Annotated in this window: 16 protein-coding genes; 5 read left to right on the top strand and 11 right to left on the bottom strand. The window is 73.2% G+C overall.

Annotated elements, in window-relative coordinates:
* Positions 1-25 precede the first annotated feature (25 nt).
* The 3 genes from IPL61_16455 to IPL61_16445 all read left to right on the top strand — a co-directional run bounded on the left by IPL61_16455 (position 26) and on the right by IPL61_16445 (position 4,265).
* Entirely contained in the window at positions 26-808 is a 783-nt protein-coding gene (locus IPL61_16455) for a CDP-alcohol phosphatidyltransferase family protein (protein MBK9032836.1), read from the top strand.
* A gap of 643 nt (positions 809-1,451) precedes the next feature.
* Positions 1,452-2,738 (top strand): histidinol-phosphate aminotransferase family protein, encoded by a 1,287-nt coding sequence (locus tag IPL61_16450; GenBank protein ID MBK9032835.1) that lies wholly within the window; start codon positions 1,452-1,454, stop codon positions 2,736-2,738.
* 66 nt (positions 2,739-2,804) lie between these two features.
* Positions 2,805-4,265 carry an oligosaccharide flippase family protein gene (locus IPL61_16445; GenBank protein MBK9032834.1) on the top strand — a complete coding sequence of 487 codons (1,461 nt, stop codon included), beginning with the start codon at positions 2,805-2,807 and terminating at the stop codon, positions 4,263-4,265.
* A 75-nt stretch (positions 4,266-4,340) separates the two neighbouring features.
* Here the strand turns inward: IPL61_16445 and IPL61_16440 are convergent, their stop codons facing one another.
* Positions 4,341-5,186, bottom strand: coding sequence for a mechanosensitive ion channel (locus IPL61_16440; protein MBK9032833.1), 846 nt, complete (start codon positions 5,184-5,186; stop codon positions 4,341-4,343).
* A 260-nt stretch (positions 5,187-5,446) separates the two neighbouring features.
* Here IPL61_16440 and IPL61_16435 point away from each other — a divergent pair, with 260 nt between their 5' ends.
* Positions 5,447-6,181, top strand: coding sequence for a hypothetical protein (locus IPL61_16435; protein MBK9032832.1), 735 nt, complete (start codon positions 5,447-5,449; stop codon positions 6,179-6,181).
* A 485-nt stretch (positions 6,182-6,666) separates the two neighbouring features.
* Here the strand turns inward: IPL61_16435 and ribD are convergent, their stop codons facing one another.
* The 10 genes from ribD to IPL61_16385 form a co-directional block, all read right to left on the bottom strand.
* Positions 6,667-7,809 (bottom strand): bifunctional diaminohydroxyphosphoribosylaminopyrimidine deaminase/5-amino-6-(5-phosphoribosylamino)uracil reductase RibD, encoded by a 1,143-nt coding sequence (ribD, locus tag IPL61_16430; protein MBK9032831.1) that lies wholly within the window; start codon positions 7,807-7,809, stop codon positions 6,667-6,669.
* Positions 7,806-8,270 carry a transcriptional repressor NrdR gene (gene nrdR / locus IPL61_16425; GenBank protein ID MBK9032830.1) on the bottom strand — a complete coding sequence of 155 codons (465 nt, stop codon included), beginning with the start codon at positions 8,268-8,270 and terminating at the stop codon, positions 7,806-7,808. Before nrdR ends, ribD begins: the two co-directional genes overlap by 4 nt.
* A complete protein-coding gene (gene rpiB, locus IPL61_16420; GenBank protein MBK9032829.1) occupies positions 8,270-8,719 on the bottom strand; it encodes a ribose 5-phosphate isomerase B in 450 nt (149 codons plus the stop codon). The genes nrdR and rpiB overlap by 1 nt, the downstream gene beginning before the upstream one ends.
* Entirely contained in the window at positions 8,719-9,969 is a 1,251-nt protein-coding gene (gene fabF, locus IPL61_16415) for a beta-ketoacyl-ACP synthase II (GenBank protein MBK9032828.1), read from the bottom strand. The genes rpiB and fabF overlap by 1 nt, the downstream gene beginning before the upstream one ends.
* Positions 9,970-10,153: 184 nt before the next feature.
* Positions 10,154-10,393 carry an acyl carrier protein gene (locus tag IPL61_16410; GenBank protein MBK9032827.1) on the bottom strand — a complete coding sequence of 80 codons (240 nt, stop codon included), beginning with the start codon at positions 10,391-10,393 and terminating at the stop codon, positions 10,154-10,156.
* Positions 10,394-10,462: 69 nt separating this feature from the next.
* Positions 10,463-11,227: a 3-oxoacyl-ACP reductase FabG gene (locus IPL61_16405; protein ID MBK9032826.1), complete on the bottom strand. Its 765-nt coding sequence runs from the start codon at positions 11,225-11,227 to the stop codon at positions 10,463-10,465.
* Positions 11,228-11,229: 2 nt separating this feature from the next.
* On the bottom strand, positions 11,230-12,165 hold the full coding sequence (gene fabD, locus IPL61_16400; GenBank protein ID MBK9032825.1) for an ACP S-malonyltransferase: 936 nt from the start codon (positions 12,163-12,165) through the stop codon (positions 11,230-11,232).
* A gap of 127 nt (positions 12,166-12,292) precedes the next feature.
* On the bottom strand, positions 12,293-13,330 hold the full coding sequence (plsX, locus tag IPL61_16395) for a phosphate acyltransferase PlsX (protein MBK9032824.1): 1,038 nt from the start codon (positions 13,328-13,330) through the stop codon (positions 12,293-12,295).
* A 51-nt stretch (positions 13,331-13,381) separates the two neighbouring features.
* Positions 13,382-13,588, bottom strand: a complete 207-nt coding sequence (rpmF, locus tag IPL61_16390) for a 50S ribosomal protein L32 (GenBank protein ID MBK9032823.1) — start codon at positions 13,586-13,588, stop codon at positions 13,382-13,384.
* Between the two features lie 38 nt (positions 13,589-13,626).
* A complete protein-coding gene (locus IPL61_16385; protein MBK9032822.1) occupies positions 13,627-14,229 on the bottom strand; it encodes a DUF177 domain-containing protein in 603 nt (200 codons plus the stop codon).
* A gap of 146 nt (positions 14,230-14,375) precedes the next feature.
* Between IPL61_16385 and IPL61_16380 the strand changes: the two genes are divergently transcribed.
* Complete coding sequence (locus tag IPL61_16380; GenBank protein ID MBK9032821.1) at positions 14,376-16,025, top strand: glycoside hydrolase family 1 protein; 1,650 nt, start codon at positions 14,376-14,378, stop codon at positions 16,023-16,025.
* Positions 16,026-16,540: the final 515 nt, after the last annotated feature.

The raw sequence follows: 16,540 nt of genomic DNA, 5'->3' as shown, positions 1-16,540 counted from the left end.
CCGCGCGCGCGACCGAGGGCGGCTGATGGATCGCGACCGCCTCCAGCGCCTGCGCAACTTCCAGTCGAGCGAGTGGTACGCGAGCCTGGTGATCCGCCCGCTCACGATCGCGCTCACGTACCCGATCGCCGACGCCCGCTGGATCACGCCCAACCGCGCCACCACCGCCGGCAACCTCGCCAAGCTCGCGGCGGCGGCGCTGATCCTGACGCCGCGCCACTGGGTGCTGGCCGCGATCCTGCTGCAGGTCGGCGTGATCTTCGATCACATGGACGGGATGCTGGCGCGCTACCGCCGCACGTTCACCAAGCTCGGCTCGTTCTACGACAAGGTCAGCGACATGATCACCTGGGCCGCGATCATGGGCGCGGCCGGGTGGCAGGCGGCGCGGGCCGAGGGCGAGCCCCTGTACCTGGCGCTGGCGCTGGCGTCGGTCACCGGCCTCAACGTGTGCGGCTACATGAAGTGGCTGGCCCAGGCCGAGGCCGAGCGCGTGCGCTGGCTCGAGGCGCGGGTCGATCCGGCCGCGGCGGTGGCCGCGCGCACGCGCCCGATCGTGGTCGCGCCGCCGCCGGTGCGCAGCCGCGGCGAGTGGCTGCGCTGGGGCCTGACCATGGTCAGCCGCGTGTGGCGGTTCGAGGAGGTCGACCTGTGGTTCTGGCTGGGGCTGGCGCTGGTGATCGATCAGCTGCCGCTCGCGGTGTGGGTGCTGGCGGGGACCCAGGTGCTGCAGATGCTGATCATGCTGGTCGTGCGGACCCTCGAGATCGTGCGGGTCGATCGGAAGATCCGCGAGCTCGAGGGGTAGGCGCGGGGGGATCGGGGATCGGGATCGGGATCGGGATCGGGATCGGGATCGGGATCGGGATCGGGATCGGGATTCGGGCCGCCGACTCTGACCCCGGCTCCGGCTCCGGCTCCGGCTCCGGCTCCGGCTCCGGCTCCGGCTCCGGCTCCGGCTCCGGCTCCGACTCCGGCTCCGACTCCGGCTCCGGCTCCGGCTCCGACTCCGGCTCCGGCTCCGGCTCCGGCTCCGACTCCGGCTCCGGATCCGGCTTCCGACTCCGGCTCCGGCTCCGGCTCCGACTCCGGCTCCGGCTCCGGCCCGGCTCCGACTCCGGCTCCGGCTCCGGCCTCCGGCTCGGGCTCCGGCTCCGGCTCCGGCCCGACTCCGACTCCGGCTCCGACTCCGGCTCCGACTCCGGCTCCGGCTCCGGCTCCGGCTCCGGCTCCGACTCCGGCTCCGACTCCGGCTCCGGCTCTGGCTCCGGCTCCGGCTCCGGCTCCGGGTCCGGCTCTGGCTCCGGCTCCGGCATGGCACGCCGGCACCTGGCTGCCCCATCGGCGTCACCGGGGTGTCAGACACCCGTCAAGAAGTGGTGAAAAGCCAACAGGCGGGACCCTAACGCTGCCAACCTGCGACGGTCCTTGGATTGCATGGGCCGAGGCAAATGGCTTCGTCCCGCGCCCACGTCGCCGTGGTCCCCGACTCGACCGACAACGACGTGGTCGATCTGGCCGCCATCCGTGAGGCCCACGCGGCTCGGGACGCCGCCCCGCGGCTGCCCCGCTACGCCCCGACGACCTCGCTCGACAAGATCCTGCGCAGCCAGCAGCCGCCGGCCGCGGTGCACAAGCTCGACTGGAACGAGGGCACGATCGCGCCGCCGCCCAGCGTCGGCGCCGCGATGGTCGCCCACATCACCGCCGCCGACGGCGCGTTCTTGAAGTGGTACCCGCAGCTCTCGGGCGGCGAGGCCCTGCAGCAGGAGCTGGCCAGCTACTGCGGCGTCGGCACCGACAACCTGCTCATCACCAACGGCTCGGACGACGCGCTGATCCTGCTGTGCCACGGCCTGCTCGGCGCCGGCAAGACCGCGCTGGCGCCGACGCCGACCTACGAGCACTTCTGCGTCAACGTCGTCGGCACCGGCGCCGACCTGATCCGCTTCGACCTCGACGATCCGTTCGTCGCCGACCCCGAGGTCCTGGCCGCCGGCATCGCCTACCACCAGCCCACGCTGGTCTACCTGGTGTCGCCGAACAACCCGACCGGCATCCAGTGGTCGGCCGACGAGGTCGGCGCGCTGGCGGTGCGCTTCCCCGACATCACGTTCGTCGTCGACGAGGCCTACCACGAGTTCGGCTCGATCGACCCGCGCACCGGTCGCCCGATGACGTGCGCGCCGCTGGCGATGGCGATGCGCAACGTGGTCGTGACCCGGACGTTCTCGAAGGCGTTCTGCCTCGCGTCGGTCCGGTGCGGCTACGTCATCGCGCACCCGGCCACGCTCGACGAGCTGCGTCCGTTCTACAACCCCAAGAGCGTCAACCAGCTCGCCCAGGTCGCGGCCACCGCGGCCCTGCGCGAGTTCGACGCCTACTACCGGCCGTACGTCGAGGCCACCCACGCGGCGCGCGACGCGTTCGTGCGCGACCTCGAGGGGCTCGGCATCGACGTCCGCACCGGCGGCGCCGGCAACTTCGTGTGCGTGCGCGTGCCCGACGGCCGCACCGGCGAGCTGTGCAAGCGGCTCGAGGCCGAGCACATCTACGTGCGCGACATCGGCGCGCGCTTCCACGGCTACGTCCGCATCACGATCGGCCTCGAGATGGACCGCGTCGTCGACGCGGTGCACCGGGCGCTGCTCGCGATCGCGCCGTGGTCGCCGCCGCCCGGCGGGGCCTGGTCGAGCGGCCGCGCGGCGCCCGGCGCGAGCCGCTGGCGCGCGCGCTGACGCGCGTGAAGTTCGTGCGGCGGCCGCACGCGTGACGCGCGCGCCCGTGCGACGATGGGCGCGCTGATGTCGGTCGGAACGCGCGCCGCGAGCGGAGCCCTGTGGAGCGTCGCGTCCAGCGTCGGCGCGCGCATCGTCGGGCTGATCGGCACGCTCTACATGACCCGGCTCCTGGCCCCCGACGTGGTCGGCGAGGTCTCGGCCGCGATGGTCCTGGCCCAGTCCGCGAACTGGATGTCGAACTGGGGCTTCAACCACTACATGATCGTGCGCGGCCCCGACAGCCCCGCCTCGACCTACCACGCGGCCGTCACCAACTGGGCGTTCGCGGTCGTGGGCCTGTCGATCGCGCTCGCGCTGGGGCCGCTGTTCGAGCCGGTGTTCAACGCCCCCGAGCTGTCGAGCTACCTGCCCGGCCTGGTGCTGTCGGTGTTCATCCGTCGGTGCGCGGCGGTGCCCGACAAGATCCTCGCGCGCGAGATGCGGTTCCGCGAGCTGGCGATCGCCAACGGCGCCGGCGAGCTGCTGTTCACCATGACCGCGCTGACCCTGGCCGGCGCCACCGACCTGGGCGGCTACGCGATCGTCATCGGCAACATCGTCCAGTCGACGGTGACCGCCGCGCTGATCGTCCGGACCACCGGCTGGAGCTGGCTCGAGCGGTCGCCGTGGCAGTGGTCCCGGTTCAAGGAGATCATGACCTTCGGGATCCCGGTCGGCGCCGGCCAGGTCTTCAACTTCGCGTCGCGCTACTGGGACAACCTCGCGTTCGCGCACTTCTTCGGCACCGGCGTCGCCGGCACCTACAACATGGCCTACAACCTGGCCGACATCCCCGCGGTGCAGGTCGGCGAGCAGATGAGCGGCGTGCTGCTCCCGGCGATGTCGTCGCTCACCCCCGAGCAGCGCAAGGCCGCGGTCGTGCGCTCGACCGGGCTGATGGCGCTGGCGGTGTTCCCGCTGGCGGTCGGGCTCGGCGCGGTGTCCGACTCGCTGATCGCGCTGCTCCTGTCCGACGAGTGGCAGGGCGTGGCGCCGCTCTTGACCGTGCTGTCGGTGCTGTCGGTGGTGCGGCCGATGGCCTGGGGCGTCGGCGCGTACCTGGCGAGCTTCGGCCGCAACCGCACGATGATGATCCTCGAGGCGATCAAGGTCGTGCTGCTGTTCGGCTGCATCTTCGCCTTCGCGCCGCTGGGCCCGGTCTGGACCGCCGGCTCGGTCGGCATCGCGTTCGGCGCGCAGTCGCTCATCACGATCGGCGTGGTCATCAAGCTCGACGGCATCCCGGCCGGGCCGATGGTCGCCGCGTTCGTGCGCCCGCTCCTGGCGTGCGCGGCGATGGCGGCGGCGGTGCTGGGCGCGCGCGCCGGGCTGATCGCCGTCGGGGTCACGCGGCCGCTGTTCCTGACCCCGATCGAGATCGTCGTCGGCGCGCTGACCTACCCGCCGGCGGCGTTCGTGTTCGCGCGGCCGATCTCGCGCGACTTCCTGGCCCAGCTCAAGCGCGCGCTCAAGCGCGGCCGCTGACCCGGCGCCCGCCCGACGCGAGCCGTCGCGTGGACCTGGGCGCGACCGCGGCATCGCCGCGCGCGGCGCCCGGCCTCAGCCCGCCGGCGGCGCGGTCCGGATCCAGACGTCGCGCTGCGGGCACGGGATGGCGACGCCGGCGTCGCGGAACGCCGCGTCGATCGCGAACCGCAGGCCCGACGCGATCACGATGTCCTCGCGCGCCTCGGGGATCCACACCACCAGCGCCAGGTCGAGGCTCGAGTCGCCGAACCGATCGAGCCGGACCAGCGGCGCCGGCTCCCGCATGACCTGGGGCTCGGCCGCGGCCACGGCCAGGAGCGCGGCCCGAGCCCGGTCGAGATCGCTGCCGTAGGCGACCCCGACCTCGATCGTCAGGCGCTGGGTCGTGGTCGGCACCGAGTGGTTGACGACCATGCTCGAGACCAGCTCGCCGTTGGGGACGATCATCATGATCCCGTCGCGCGACAGGATCCGCGTGGCGCGCATGCCGATGTCCTCGACGGTGCCGAGCTTGCCCGCGACGAGCACGAAGTCACCCTTGCGGACCGGGCGCTCGATCAGGAGGATCAGCCCCGAGATGAAGTTCTCGGCCACCTTCTGCAGGCCGAAGCCGATGCCGACCAGGAGCACCGCCGACGCGGCCAGCACCGCGCTCATGTTGACGCCGATCGTCGACACCGCCACGAGCGTCCCGACGATCGTCACCAGGTAGCGCAGGATCTTCGCGACCGCGAACTGGACGCCCTGGTCGGCGCCGCGCGCGGCCAACAACCGGCCCGCGCCCCGCGCCACGAACCCGCCGACGATCCGCGCCGCCACCACGATCGCCAGGGCCGTCAGGAGCGACAGCGCCGTGACCGGGGTCCCCGACAGCACCAGGAAGGGCCGTTGGATGTACTCGAGGATGTCGTCCAGCACGACCTTCACTCTACGTGCCCGCCGCGGCGGCCGCGACGACGCCCGGCCGCGATCGTCACGCGCCGCCGGCGTGATCGCCGCGCGGCCGCAACGCGACCGCTCGAGATCGTCGACCGCGCCACCGCGCCGCCCCGCCCCAACTTCACGCTTGCGCCGGTCGCGCACCGTCTGGCATGGTCCCGCCGCAGTCGAGTTCGCGCGGGCCGCACCTTCGCTCCGCCGCCGGCCGCGATGACTCCTGCGCACGTGAGGGACGTGTCATGGCGAAGCTGAACCAGATCCTGGCCATCGAGAAGGGCCTGAAGACCCGCGTGTACGCGGAGTTCACCGAACTGCACAACGCCACCCAGAAGCCCGGGCTGATGAACGGGTTCCACAAGGCCTACCAGCCGCGCGACGAGGACGGCGAGACCTACCCGCCCGAGGCGCAGAAGGTCCAGCACAACGCCGCCGACGTGCTCGAGCGGGTCGCGACGATCCTGACCGAGCTGTTCGACATCACCGCGACCAAGGACTGGGCCAACTGCCAGGCCAAGGCCGACGTCATCATCGACGGGCGCGTGCTCCTGCGCGACGTGCCCGCGACCTACCTCCTGTTCCTCGAGAAGCAGCTCTCGGACCTGTCGACCTTCATCGCCAAGATGGCCGAGCTCGATCCCGGCAGCGACTGGTCGGTCGATCCGTCGACCGGCCTGTTCCGCACCGAGCCGTCGGCGACCCAGCGCACCAAGAAGCTGCAGCGGCCGATCGTGCTCTACGACGCCACCGAGCACCACCCGGCCCAGACCCAGCTCATCACCGAGGACGTGATCGCGGGCCAGTGGATCACCGTCAAGCACTCGGGCGCCATCCCGGCGCCGCGCAAGAAGCAGCTGCTCGCGCGCATCGAGCGCCTGTCCCACGCGGTCAAGTACGCCCGCGAGCAGGCTAACTCGATCGAGTCACCAGACCAGAAACTCGCCAAGGAGGTGTTCGCCTTCCTGTTCGCGCCGTGACCCCTCACGGCGACCACAGCTCCTGAGTAGGGAGACAGCCTCAAGCTCAGCCTCAAGCTCATCGACCGACCAGTCGGACGTGGAGGTTCGAATCCTCCCGGGGTCACTGCCAGCTCGGCTCGCCGCGCTGGATCTGCGCTCCCGACCCCGTGGCGAAACTGGTAGACGCACGGCCGCTCAGCGCGGTCGGTCTGTCGGGTCGGCAGCAAGCTGAACTTCTCTCCCAGCCTCAAGAGGCCGAGCTCGCCATCTCTCCCGACGATCGCAACCTGCCCAAGATGCCGGTTCAAATCCGGTCGCCCGCTCGGGCCCGCGCTGCCTGGCAGCCGCGGGCGCTACGTGACGCCTCCGCGGGCGTGGACAAACGGAATGTCGTGGGCACGAAGATCTGACGCGATCGCGACTGCCGTTGGCGAGCGAAACCGGCACCTGCGCGGCTCCCCGCGCAGACCGAACCCGGGGTCCGGATAAAGGCCCCGGGTTCACTATTTTCGGCGCCGCCGGGCGGCGGCCGCGGCCGGGCCCGGGCGCAGGGTCAGCACCACGTCGTCGTCGGCGGTGACCCGGACCGCGGCGACCGCGAACCGTCGGGCCTCGGCGAGCGTGGCCACCTCGGCGCCGCCGAGCCAGGCCGGGCCGCCCCGGCGCCCGCCCAGGGCGATCGGCGCCACGTGCAGCTGCAGCTCGTCGACCAGCCCGGCGGCGAGGCAGCTGGCGTAGACCTCGCCGCCGCCCTCGACCAGCACCGAGGTGACGCCGGCGGCCGCCAGCGCCGCCGCGAGCGCGGGCAGCGCGACCCGGCCCGCGCGATCGCGCGCGAGGGTCCAGACCTCGGCCCCGGCCGCGCGCAGGCGCCGCTGCCGGATCGCCGGGGCGCCGACGCCGCCGACGACGATCGTCCGGCCCGGCGCCGGCAGCATGGCGGCGGTCGGCGGCAGGCGCAGCTCGCTGTCGAGCACGATCCGGATCGGATCGGTCCCGACCGCGTCGCGCACGGTCAGGCGCGGATCGTCGGCGCGGGCGGTGCCGACGCCGATGAGCACCGCGTCGTGGCTGGCCCGCAGCGCGGGGACGTCGGCCCGGGCCGCGGGCCCGGCGATCCAGCGGGACTCGGCGGCGGCGGTGGCGGTGCGACCGTCGAGGGTCATCGCGGCCTTGAGCGTGAACCACGGCCGCCCGTGCTGGCCCCAGGTAAGGAACCCGCGGTTGTGCGCGCGGCAGGCCTCGGCCAGGACCCCGGTGGTGACCGCGATGCCGGCCCGCGCGATCCGCCGGGCGCCGCCGCCGTGGCCGCGGATCGGATCGAGCGTACCGATCACCACCCGCGCGACCTCGGCGGCGATCACCGCCGGCGCGCACGGCGGCGTCCGCCCCTGATGGCGGCACGGCTCGAGGTTGACGTACAGGGTCGCGCCGCGGGCGCGGCCGTCGACCTTGGCCAGCGCGTCGGCCTCGGCGTGGGGCGTGCCCGGGCCGCGGTGCCAGCCCTCGGCCAGGACCCGGCCCCGCGGCGAGACGATCACGCACCCGACCTGCGGGTTAGGCGAGGTCCGCCCGCCGCGGCCGGCCAGCTCGAGGCACCGCGCGATCCAGTGCGCGTCGGCGGCGGTGCCGCGCGCCGGGCTCACCTGGGCGGGTCCTCGCCCTGCATGGCCTCGAGCTCGCGCGCGAACTCGTCGAGGTCACGGAAGTCGCGGTAGATCGACGCGAACCGCACGTACGCGATCTGATCGAGGGCCTTGAGCCGCGGCAGCACGCGCTCGCCGATCGCCCGCGACGGGATCTCGTCGAGCCCCAGCTCGCTGACCTCGCGCTCGATGTCGAGCGCGATGCGCCGCACCTGCTCGGCCGGGACCGTGCGCTTGATGACCGCGAACGCGATCCCGCGCTCGATCTTGTGCCGATCGAACGGCTCGCGCCGGCCGTCGAGCTTGATCACCACCGGCATCGACTCCTCGATGCGCTCGTAGGTCGTGAACCGTCGCCCGCACTTGAGGCACTCGCGGCGGCGCCGGATCTCGCGCGCGTCCTTGGACTGGCGCGAGTCGTTGACCTTGTCCTCGTCGGCGCCGCAGAACGGGCAACGCATCAGCGGGACGAGTCGTCGAGGTTGGTCAGCTTGGCGACGCGCCGGCTGTGGCGGCCGCCCTCGAACCCGGTGTCGCGGAACGCCCGCACGCACGCCTCGGCCACGCCGGCGCCGATGACGCGCGCGCCGAGCGCGATCACGTTGGCGTCGTTGTGGGCCCGGGCGGCGGTCGCGGTGAACGCCTCGGTGCACAGCGCGCAGCGCACGCCCGGCACCTTGTTCGCGGCGATGCTGATGCCGACGCCGGTGCCGCAGATGATCAGGCCGTAGGTCGGGGTCCGGGCCGACGCCACCGCGCGCCCGACCGCCGCGCCGTAGTCGGGGTAGTCGACCGACTGCTCGCTGTCGGTGCCGAGATCCGCGACCTCGTCGCCGAGCTGGCGCAGCAGGTCGGCCAGGTGGCGCTTGAGCGCGTAGCCCGCGTGATCGGAGCCGACGAACCAGCGCATCAGATCGCCGCCAGGACCAGGCAGGCGTTGGTCCCGCCGAACCCGAACGAGTTGGACAGCACGGCCTCGACCCGCTGCGCGCGCGCCACGTTCGGCACGTAGTCGAGGTCGCAGTCGGGATCCGGCGTCGTGTAGTTGATCGTCGGCGGCAGCACGCCGCGGGTCAGCGCCAGCGCCGAGATGCCGCACTCGACCGAGCCGGCCGCGCCGAGCATGTGGCCGGTCATCGACTTGGTCGACGACACCGCCAGGGCCCGGGCGTGATCGCCGAACACCGCCTTGATGGCCGCGGTCTCGTTCTTGTCGTTGGCGTCGGTCGAGGTGCCGTGGGCGTTGACGTAGCCGATCGCGGTCGGCGCCAGGCCGGCGTCGGCGAGCGCCGCGCGCATGCAGCGCTGCGCGCCGATGCCCTCGGGCGCCGGCGCGGTGACGTGGTGGGCGTCGGAGCCGGCGGCGTAGCCCTTGAGCTCGGCGTAGATGCGGGCGCCGCGGGCCCGGGCGTGCTCGTACTCCTCGAGGATGACCACGCCGGCGCCCTCGCCGATCACGAAGCCGTCGCGGTCGTTGTCGAACGGGCGCGACGCCGTGGTCGGGTCGGCGTTGCGGGTCGACATCGCGCGCATCGCGTTGAAGCCGCCGACCCCGAGCATGCTGATCGTGGCCTCGCAGCCGCCGGCGATCATGACGTCGGCGTAGCCGTGGCGGATCGTCCGCATGGCCTCGCCGATCGAGTGCGCGCCCGACGAGCACGCCGAGACGTGGGAGAAGTTGGGGCCCTGGGCGCCGGTCCGGATCGTGACCATGCCCGGCACCATGTTGATGATGATGTCGGTGACGAAGTACGGCGAGAACCCGTAGCGCGGGCCCTTGGCGCGGCCGCTGTCGTGGGTGGCCTCGATGGTCTTGACGCCGCCGAGGCCGGCGCCGATGAAGCAGCCCCAGCGCTCCTCCTCGCCGGCCGGCACCTTGCGGTCGGCGTAGCCGGCGTCGTCCATGGCCATCATCGCGGCCGCGACGCCGAACTGCAGGAACCGGTCGAGGTGCTTGAGCTCGCGCTTGTCGAACCAGGTCGGCGCCGCCGCGGCCCAGTCCTTGACCTCACACGAGAAGGTCGAGGCGTAGCCGGCGCAGTCGAAGCCGGTGGTCGGCCCCGCGCCGCTGGTGCCGGCCACCAGGGCCGCCCACGTCGGCTCCAGGCCGATGCCGACCGGAGTGATGAGACCGATGCCAGTGATGACCACGCGGCGCATGAGGAGTCTCCAGGAAGTGGCTCGCCCCCGGGCGCCGAGGCGTGTGGTGCCAGACACCAGCCGCCAGGCGCGGGCTCGCGCGTTATCGTGGGTGTGCCAGCGGCGCGGTCACGCGCGCACGCGCACCGCCCGCCGCGATCCTGGCGAGCGACCTCGCCAGGACCTCACCAGGACCAGGCCCCGCTCAGGCCTTCGCGTGCGAGGCGATGTAGTTGATCGCGTCGCCGACGGTCTTGATGCTCTCGGTGTCCTCCTCGGGGATCTCGATGCCGAACTCCTGCTCGAGCGCGAGCACCAGCTCGACCACGGCGAGGGAGTCGGCCTTGAGGTCGTCGATGAACGAGGCCTCCGGCTTGAGCTTGTCTTCCGACACCTCGAGCTGCTGGCAGATGATTTCCTTGACCTTCTTCTCGTTATCGCTCACAGGGGATCCTTTCGACGGGTTCTCTTAGTACGAAAGCGCAGCCGACGGCAACCGGGGCCGTCCGCGGTACTACACCAGCAGGCCACCGTTGACACGCAGGACCTGCCCGGTGATGTAGCCCGCCTCTGGTCCGGCCAGGAACGCCACCGCGTGGGCGACGTCGTCGGCGACGCCGATCCGCGCCAGCGGGATCTGCTCGAGCAGCTTGGCGCGCGCGGCCTCGGGCAGGTGCTCGGCGGTCATGTCGGTCTCGATGAAGCCCGGCGACACCGCGTTGACGGTGACGCCGCGGCCGGCCAGCTCCTTGGCCAGCGAGGTCGTCAGCCCGATCAGGCCGGCCTTGGACGCGGCGTACGCGGCCTGGCCGGCGTTGCCGTTCTCGCCCACCACCGAGGTGATGTTGACGATCCGGCCGGCGTCCTTGGCGCGCAGGAGCAGCGACGCCGCGGCCCGGGCGCAGTGGAACGCGCCGGCCAGGTTGACCTGCATCGTCCGCTGCCACTGGTCGTCCTTGTAGCGGAGCAAGAGGCCGTTGATCGCGACGCCGGCGTTGTTGACGAGGACGTCGAGGCCGCCGTGGTCCTTGCCGATCTGCTTGACGGCGTCGGTCACCGCGGCGGCGTCGGCGACGTCGAACCCGGCGACCGCGGCGGTGCCGCCGGCGGCGATCACCAGGGCCGCGGTCTCGTCGGCGGCGTCCTTGCGGGCGGCGTAGTTGACGATCACCTTGGCGCCGCGCCGGCCCAGGGCCACGCAGATCGCGCGGCCGATGCCGCGCGAGCCGCCGGTGACCAGCGCGACCTTGCCCTCGAGTGCCCGATCGATGATCGCCATCGCTACGCTCCTGCCGCGGTGAAGGCGTCGACCTCGTGAGGCTCGCCGATGGTGGTCGTGTCGATGCCCGGGGCGATGCGCTTGACCAGGCCCCGCAGCACGCTGCCCGAGCCGAGCTCGAACGCGCGGGTGACGCCGTCGGCGGCCATGGCCGCGATCGACTCCTCCCAGCGCACCGCGCCGGTGACCTGCTCGATCAGCTGGCGCCGGATCGTCGCGGGATCCTGGGTCGGCGCCGCCGACACGTTGGCGTAGACCGGCACCGACGGCGCCTTGATCTCGACGTCGGCCAGCGCCGCCGCGAGGCGCTCGGCCGCCGGCTGCATCAGCGCGCAGTGGAACGGGGCGCTGACCGAGAGCTTGACCGCGCGCTTGGCGCCCTTGGCCTTGGCCATCTCGATCGCGCGATCGATCGCGGCGGCGTGGCCCGAGATCACGATCTGCCCGGCGCCGTTGAGGTTGGCCGGCGCGCAGGTCTCGCCGGGGGCCGAGGCCTCGAGGCACAGGCCGCGGGCCACGGGCAGCTCGAGGCCCATCAGCGCCGCCATCGCGCCGACGCCGACTGGCACCGCGTCCTGCATGAACTGGCCGCGCAGGTGGACCAGGCGCACCGCGTCGGCGAAGCCGATCGCGCCGGCCGCGGCCAGCGCGGTCCACTCGCCGAGCGAGTGGCCGGCGACGGCGTCGAACGTGAGGCCCTTCTCGGCCACCAGCACCCGCAGCACCGCCATCGACGTGGTCAAGATCGCGGGCTGGCCGTTCTGGGTCAGCGTCAGGTCGTCCTCGGGGCCGTCGAAGCACAGGGCCGAGATCGCGAAGCCCAGCGCGGCGTCGGCCTCGGCGTAGGTGCGGCGCGCCAGGTCGAAGCGATGGGCCAGATCGCGGCCCATCCCGACCCGCTGCGAGCCTTGGCCCGGGAACAGGAGGGCGGTCTTCATGGCGGGCTTTCTTGCACACGCCCGGCCCCGAAGAAAGCCACCGAGCCCGCGAAAAGCGCCGCGCGGTGCCACCGGATCTACGCGCCAACACTGACGCTGTGCGCCATGGCGCCCGCGTCGCGCGCGATCACGCGAGGTCGCGGGGCTCGACGGTGTGCTCGACCACCGCCGCGATCCGCGTCGAGAGATCGGCCCGCGCGAACCGCGCCGCCATCAGCACGGCGTTCTTCATCGCGGTGGTGTCGCTGCGGCCGTGGGCGATCACGACCACGCCGTCGACCCCGGCCAGGAGCGCGCCGCCGGTCTCGGCGAAGTCGATGCGGCGGCCGAGATCGCGCAGCGCCGGCGCCACCAGGGCCCCACCCAGCTTGGCGCGCGGGGTCTCGGTGAGCCGCTGGCGGACCAGGCCGAACAGCGCGGTCGCGACGCCCTCGCAGGCCTTGAGCACGACGTTGCCGGTGAAGCCGTCGGTGGCGACCACGTCGACCGCGCCGTCCCACAGGCCCGAGCCCTCGACGTAGCCGACGAACTGGAAGTCGCCGCGGGCCGCCGCGGCCGCCAGCAGCGGCGCCGCCGCCCGGGTCAGCTCGGTGCCCTTGCCGGGCTCGGTGCCGTTGGCCAAGAGGCCGACCCGGGGGCGGGCGCGGCCGTGGACGACGCGGTCGTAGGCGGCGCCGAGGACGCCGAACTGGGCCAGCATGCTCGGGCGCGGCTCGACGTTGGCGCCGACGTCGCACAGGGTCAGGGGTCCCGCGGTGGTCGGGAACACGGTCACCAGCGCTGGCCGCTCGACGCCGCGGCTGCGCCCGAGGACGAACAGCGCGTGCGCGAGCACCGCGCCGCTGTTGCCGGCCGAGACCAGCGCCGCCGCGCCGCCGCGGTGGACCCGATCGATCGCCAGCCGCAGCGAGCTGGCGCGCTTGCTGCGGAACGCGGCGGCGGCGTGCTCGTCGCCGCCGACCACCTCCGGCGCGTGGATCACGCGCACCGCCCGCTCGCCGCTCGCGCCGATCCGCGCGAGCTCGGCCTCGAGCCGGGGGCGATCCCCGTACAGCTCGACCTCGACCGGGGCCTCGCGCACCGCCGCGACCGCGCCGGCCACGTCGGGGCCGGGCGCGCGATCGGAGCCCATCGCATCGATCGCGATCACCACAGGGCCGGTCACCCGGCGTACGTACCGCATTCGCCGGCCGCGCTCACGCGGCCGGCGCGCCGATCACTCGCCGGCGTCGGTCGACGTGCCGGCGATGACCTGCTGGCCGTCGTAGAAACCGCACGCCATGCACACCCGGTGGGGGATGCGCGGCGCCTCGCAGTTGGGGCAGGCGTTGACGGCAGGCCGGTTCTCCCCGGACTTCTTCATCCAGGCAGAACGCTGATGACCAGTACGGGCGGGACCGCGGCGACGCTTCTGAAGGGCCATGACTTACTCTCGGGCTCGTGGGCTTGGGACGTGGGGGACTACGACGGGAGCTTCACCCCCGCCAGCGCGGCGAACCGCGGATCGGCAGGGCGGATACAGGAACAGGGCGCCAGGTTCTTGTCGGTGCCGCACTGCGGGCACAGGCCCTGGCAGTCCTCGCGGCACAGCGGCGCGTACGGCACCGCGAGCACGAACTGCTCGCGCACCAGCGGGGTCAGGTCGACGATGTCGCCCTCGTACGGGTAGACGTCGAGCTCGTCGGAGGCCAGCTCGACGCCGTCCTCGTCGTCGTCGTCGTCGATCGCCGCGCCGTCGGCCGGCGCCAGGTCGGCGGCGGGGACGTAGGTGACCTGGACGCGCTCGTCGAAGGTGACCGCGACCGGGGTGACGCAGCGGCTGCAGGCGATCGCGATCGTGCCGCGGACCGAGCCCCGGACGAACACCGTGTTGTCGTCGAACGTGAGCTCGACCTCGACCTCACCGCCGTCGACGACCGAGCCGTGATCGTCGCCGAGCGCCTCGCGCAGCGGCATGCCCGCGACCGCCGCGGCCACGAACGCCTGCGCCACGTCGAGCCGACGGGTGAGCGGCAGCTCGCGGATGGCGACGTGGTACGGGTTGGCGATGGCAGGGGCGCGCACAGGGTCCTCGGGAGGCGCGTGAGTATATGGACCGGTCGCCCGGAGTCAAGGCGCATCACCCATGGAGTTCCGCAGCGTTACGAGGTTCGCACGGACGGGCCCGGGCGATCGTGCGATCGCCGCCCGCCGCTGGCACCATGCGACCGATGCCTCGCCCTCGCCTGCCGCTCGTCGTCGCTGCCCTGTCCGTGCTCGTGCTGGCCTGCGGCGACGACGGCACGGCGCCGCCGCCCGCACCGATCACCTACCCCGCCATGGGCCCGCTGACCGGCGCGACCGGCGCCGGGACATTCCGCTTCGGCGCCGCGAGCGCCGCCACGCAGATCGAGGACGTCAACCCCAACACCGACTGGTACCTGTGGACCCGGCCCGTGGCCGAGGGCGGCATGGGCAAGGGCCGCGAGTTCGTCGGTGACGCCGTCGGCGGCTACACCCGCGCGCTCGCCGACGTCGCGCTGGTCGCCGACACCCACCTCGACAGCTACCGGTTCAGCATCGAGTGGGCCCGGGTCGAGCCGACCCGCGACGTCTGGGACGAGGCCGCGTTCGCGCACTACGACGCGGTCCTCGACGCGCTGGTCGCGCGCGGCATCCGGCCGATGCTCACGGTCCATCACTTCTCGAACCCGGTGTGGGTCGCCGATCCGCGCGATCCCAGCTGCGCGAACAACCCGGTGCCGGGCCAGCCGACCGACACCAACCTGTGCGGCCTCGGCGGCGCCGGCGGCCCCGAGGTCATCGCCGAGATGGCCGAGCTCGCCGGCGAGCTGGCGCGTCGCTACGGCGACCGCGTCGACGAGTGGGGCACGCTCAACGAGCCCGTCAACTACCTGCTGGCCGCGTACGGCATCGGCACGTTCCCGCCGGGCCGCTTCACGATCACGTCGCTGTTCGCCGACTTCGTCCCGATCGTCCGCGACTACCTCGCCGCCCACGCCGCGATGTACGACGCGATCAAGGCCGCGGACACCACCGACGCCGACGGCGACGGCGTCGCCGCGGCGGTCGGCCTGACCCTGTCGGTGGCCGACTGGCGGGCCGCCGGCAACAACCAGCTGTCGACCGATCCCCGCGACGAGGCCGCCCGCGCCAAGGTCGAGTACCTCTACCACTACCTCGCGATCGACGCGCTCCGCTCCGGCAGCTTCGACACCGACTTCGACGGCACCGGCGACGAGGCCCACCCCGACTGGCGCGGCAAGCTCGACTGGCTGGGCGTGCAGTACTACTTCCGCACCGGCGTCACCGGCCAGTCGCAGGCGATCCGCGAGCTCGGCCTGTCGCCGTGCTTCGGCATGTTCGACTTCGGCAGCTGCCTGCCGCCCGGCGACGTCAGCTGGTGCGTGCCGACGATGGGCTACGAGTTCTACGCGCCCGGCATCCACGACGTGCTGGTCGCGATGGCCGCGCGCTACCCCGACCTGCCGCTGGTGGTCTCGGAGTCGGGCATCGCCACCGACGTCGGCGCGCGCCGCGCCGAGAACATCGTGCGCGTGCTCGAGCAGATCGAGCGGGCCCGGGCCGAGGGCGTCGACGTGCGCGGCTTCTACTACTGGAGCCTCTACGACAACTTCGAGTGGGCCGAGGGCTTCCGGCCGCACTTCGGCCTGTACGCGGTCGACCGCGCCACGTTCGCGCGCACGCCGACCGAGGGCGCGACCGTGCTGGGCGCGATCGCCGGCGCGCGCGCGCTGACCACCGCGCAGCGCCAGCAGTACGGCGGCGACGGCCCGATGACCGCCGAGCCTGGCGTGGCCGGCGCGGTCGACACCTGCGGCGCGCTGTACCCGCCCTGAGCGACGAGCCCGTGGCGGAGCTGGGGTCGGAGCCCGGAGCCGGAGCCGGAGCCGGAACCGGAGCCGGAGCCCGGAGCCGGAACCGGAGCCGGAGCCGGAGCCGGAGCCGGAGCCGGAACCGGAACCGGAGCCGGAGCCGGAGCCGGAGCCGGAACCGGAACCGGAGCCGGAGCCGGAGCCGGAGCCGGAGCCGGAACCGGAGCCGGAGCCGGAACCGGAGCCGGAGCCGGAGCCGGAGCCGGAGCCGGAACCGGAGCCGGAGCCGGAGCCGGAGCCGGAGCCGGAACCGGAGCCGGAGCCGGAACCGGAACCGGAGCCGGAGCCGGAGCCGGAGCCGGAGCCGGAGCCGGAACCGGAGCCGGAGCCGGAACCGGAGCCGGAGCCGGACCGGAGCCGGAGCCGGAGCCGGCACCGGTGCCGGAGCCGGCCCGGTGTTTCCCTTCGCCGGTTCCGCGCTAGCCTGAGCGCTGATGCCTGCCACGGATCGAGATCCTGCGGTGCCGCGCCTGCGGCCG

The sequence above is a fragment of the Myxococcales bacterium genome (genome assembly GCA_016717005.1).
GTDB lineage: Bacteria > Myxococcota_A > Polyangia > Haliangiales > Haliangiaceae > UBA2376.
The sequence above is the reverse complement of the archived record's forward strand: the minus strand, read 5'-3'. Positions and strand labels throughout refer to the sequence as shown.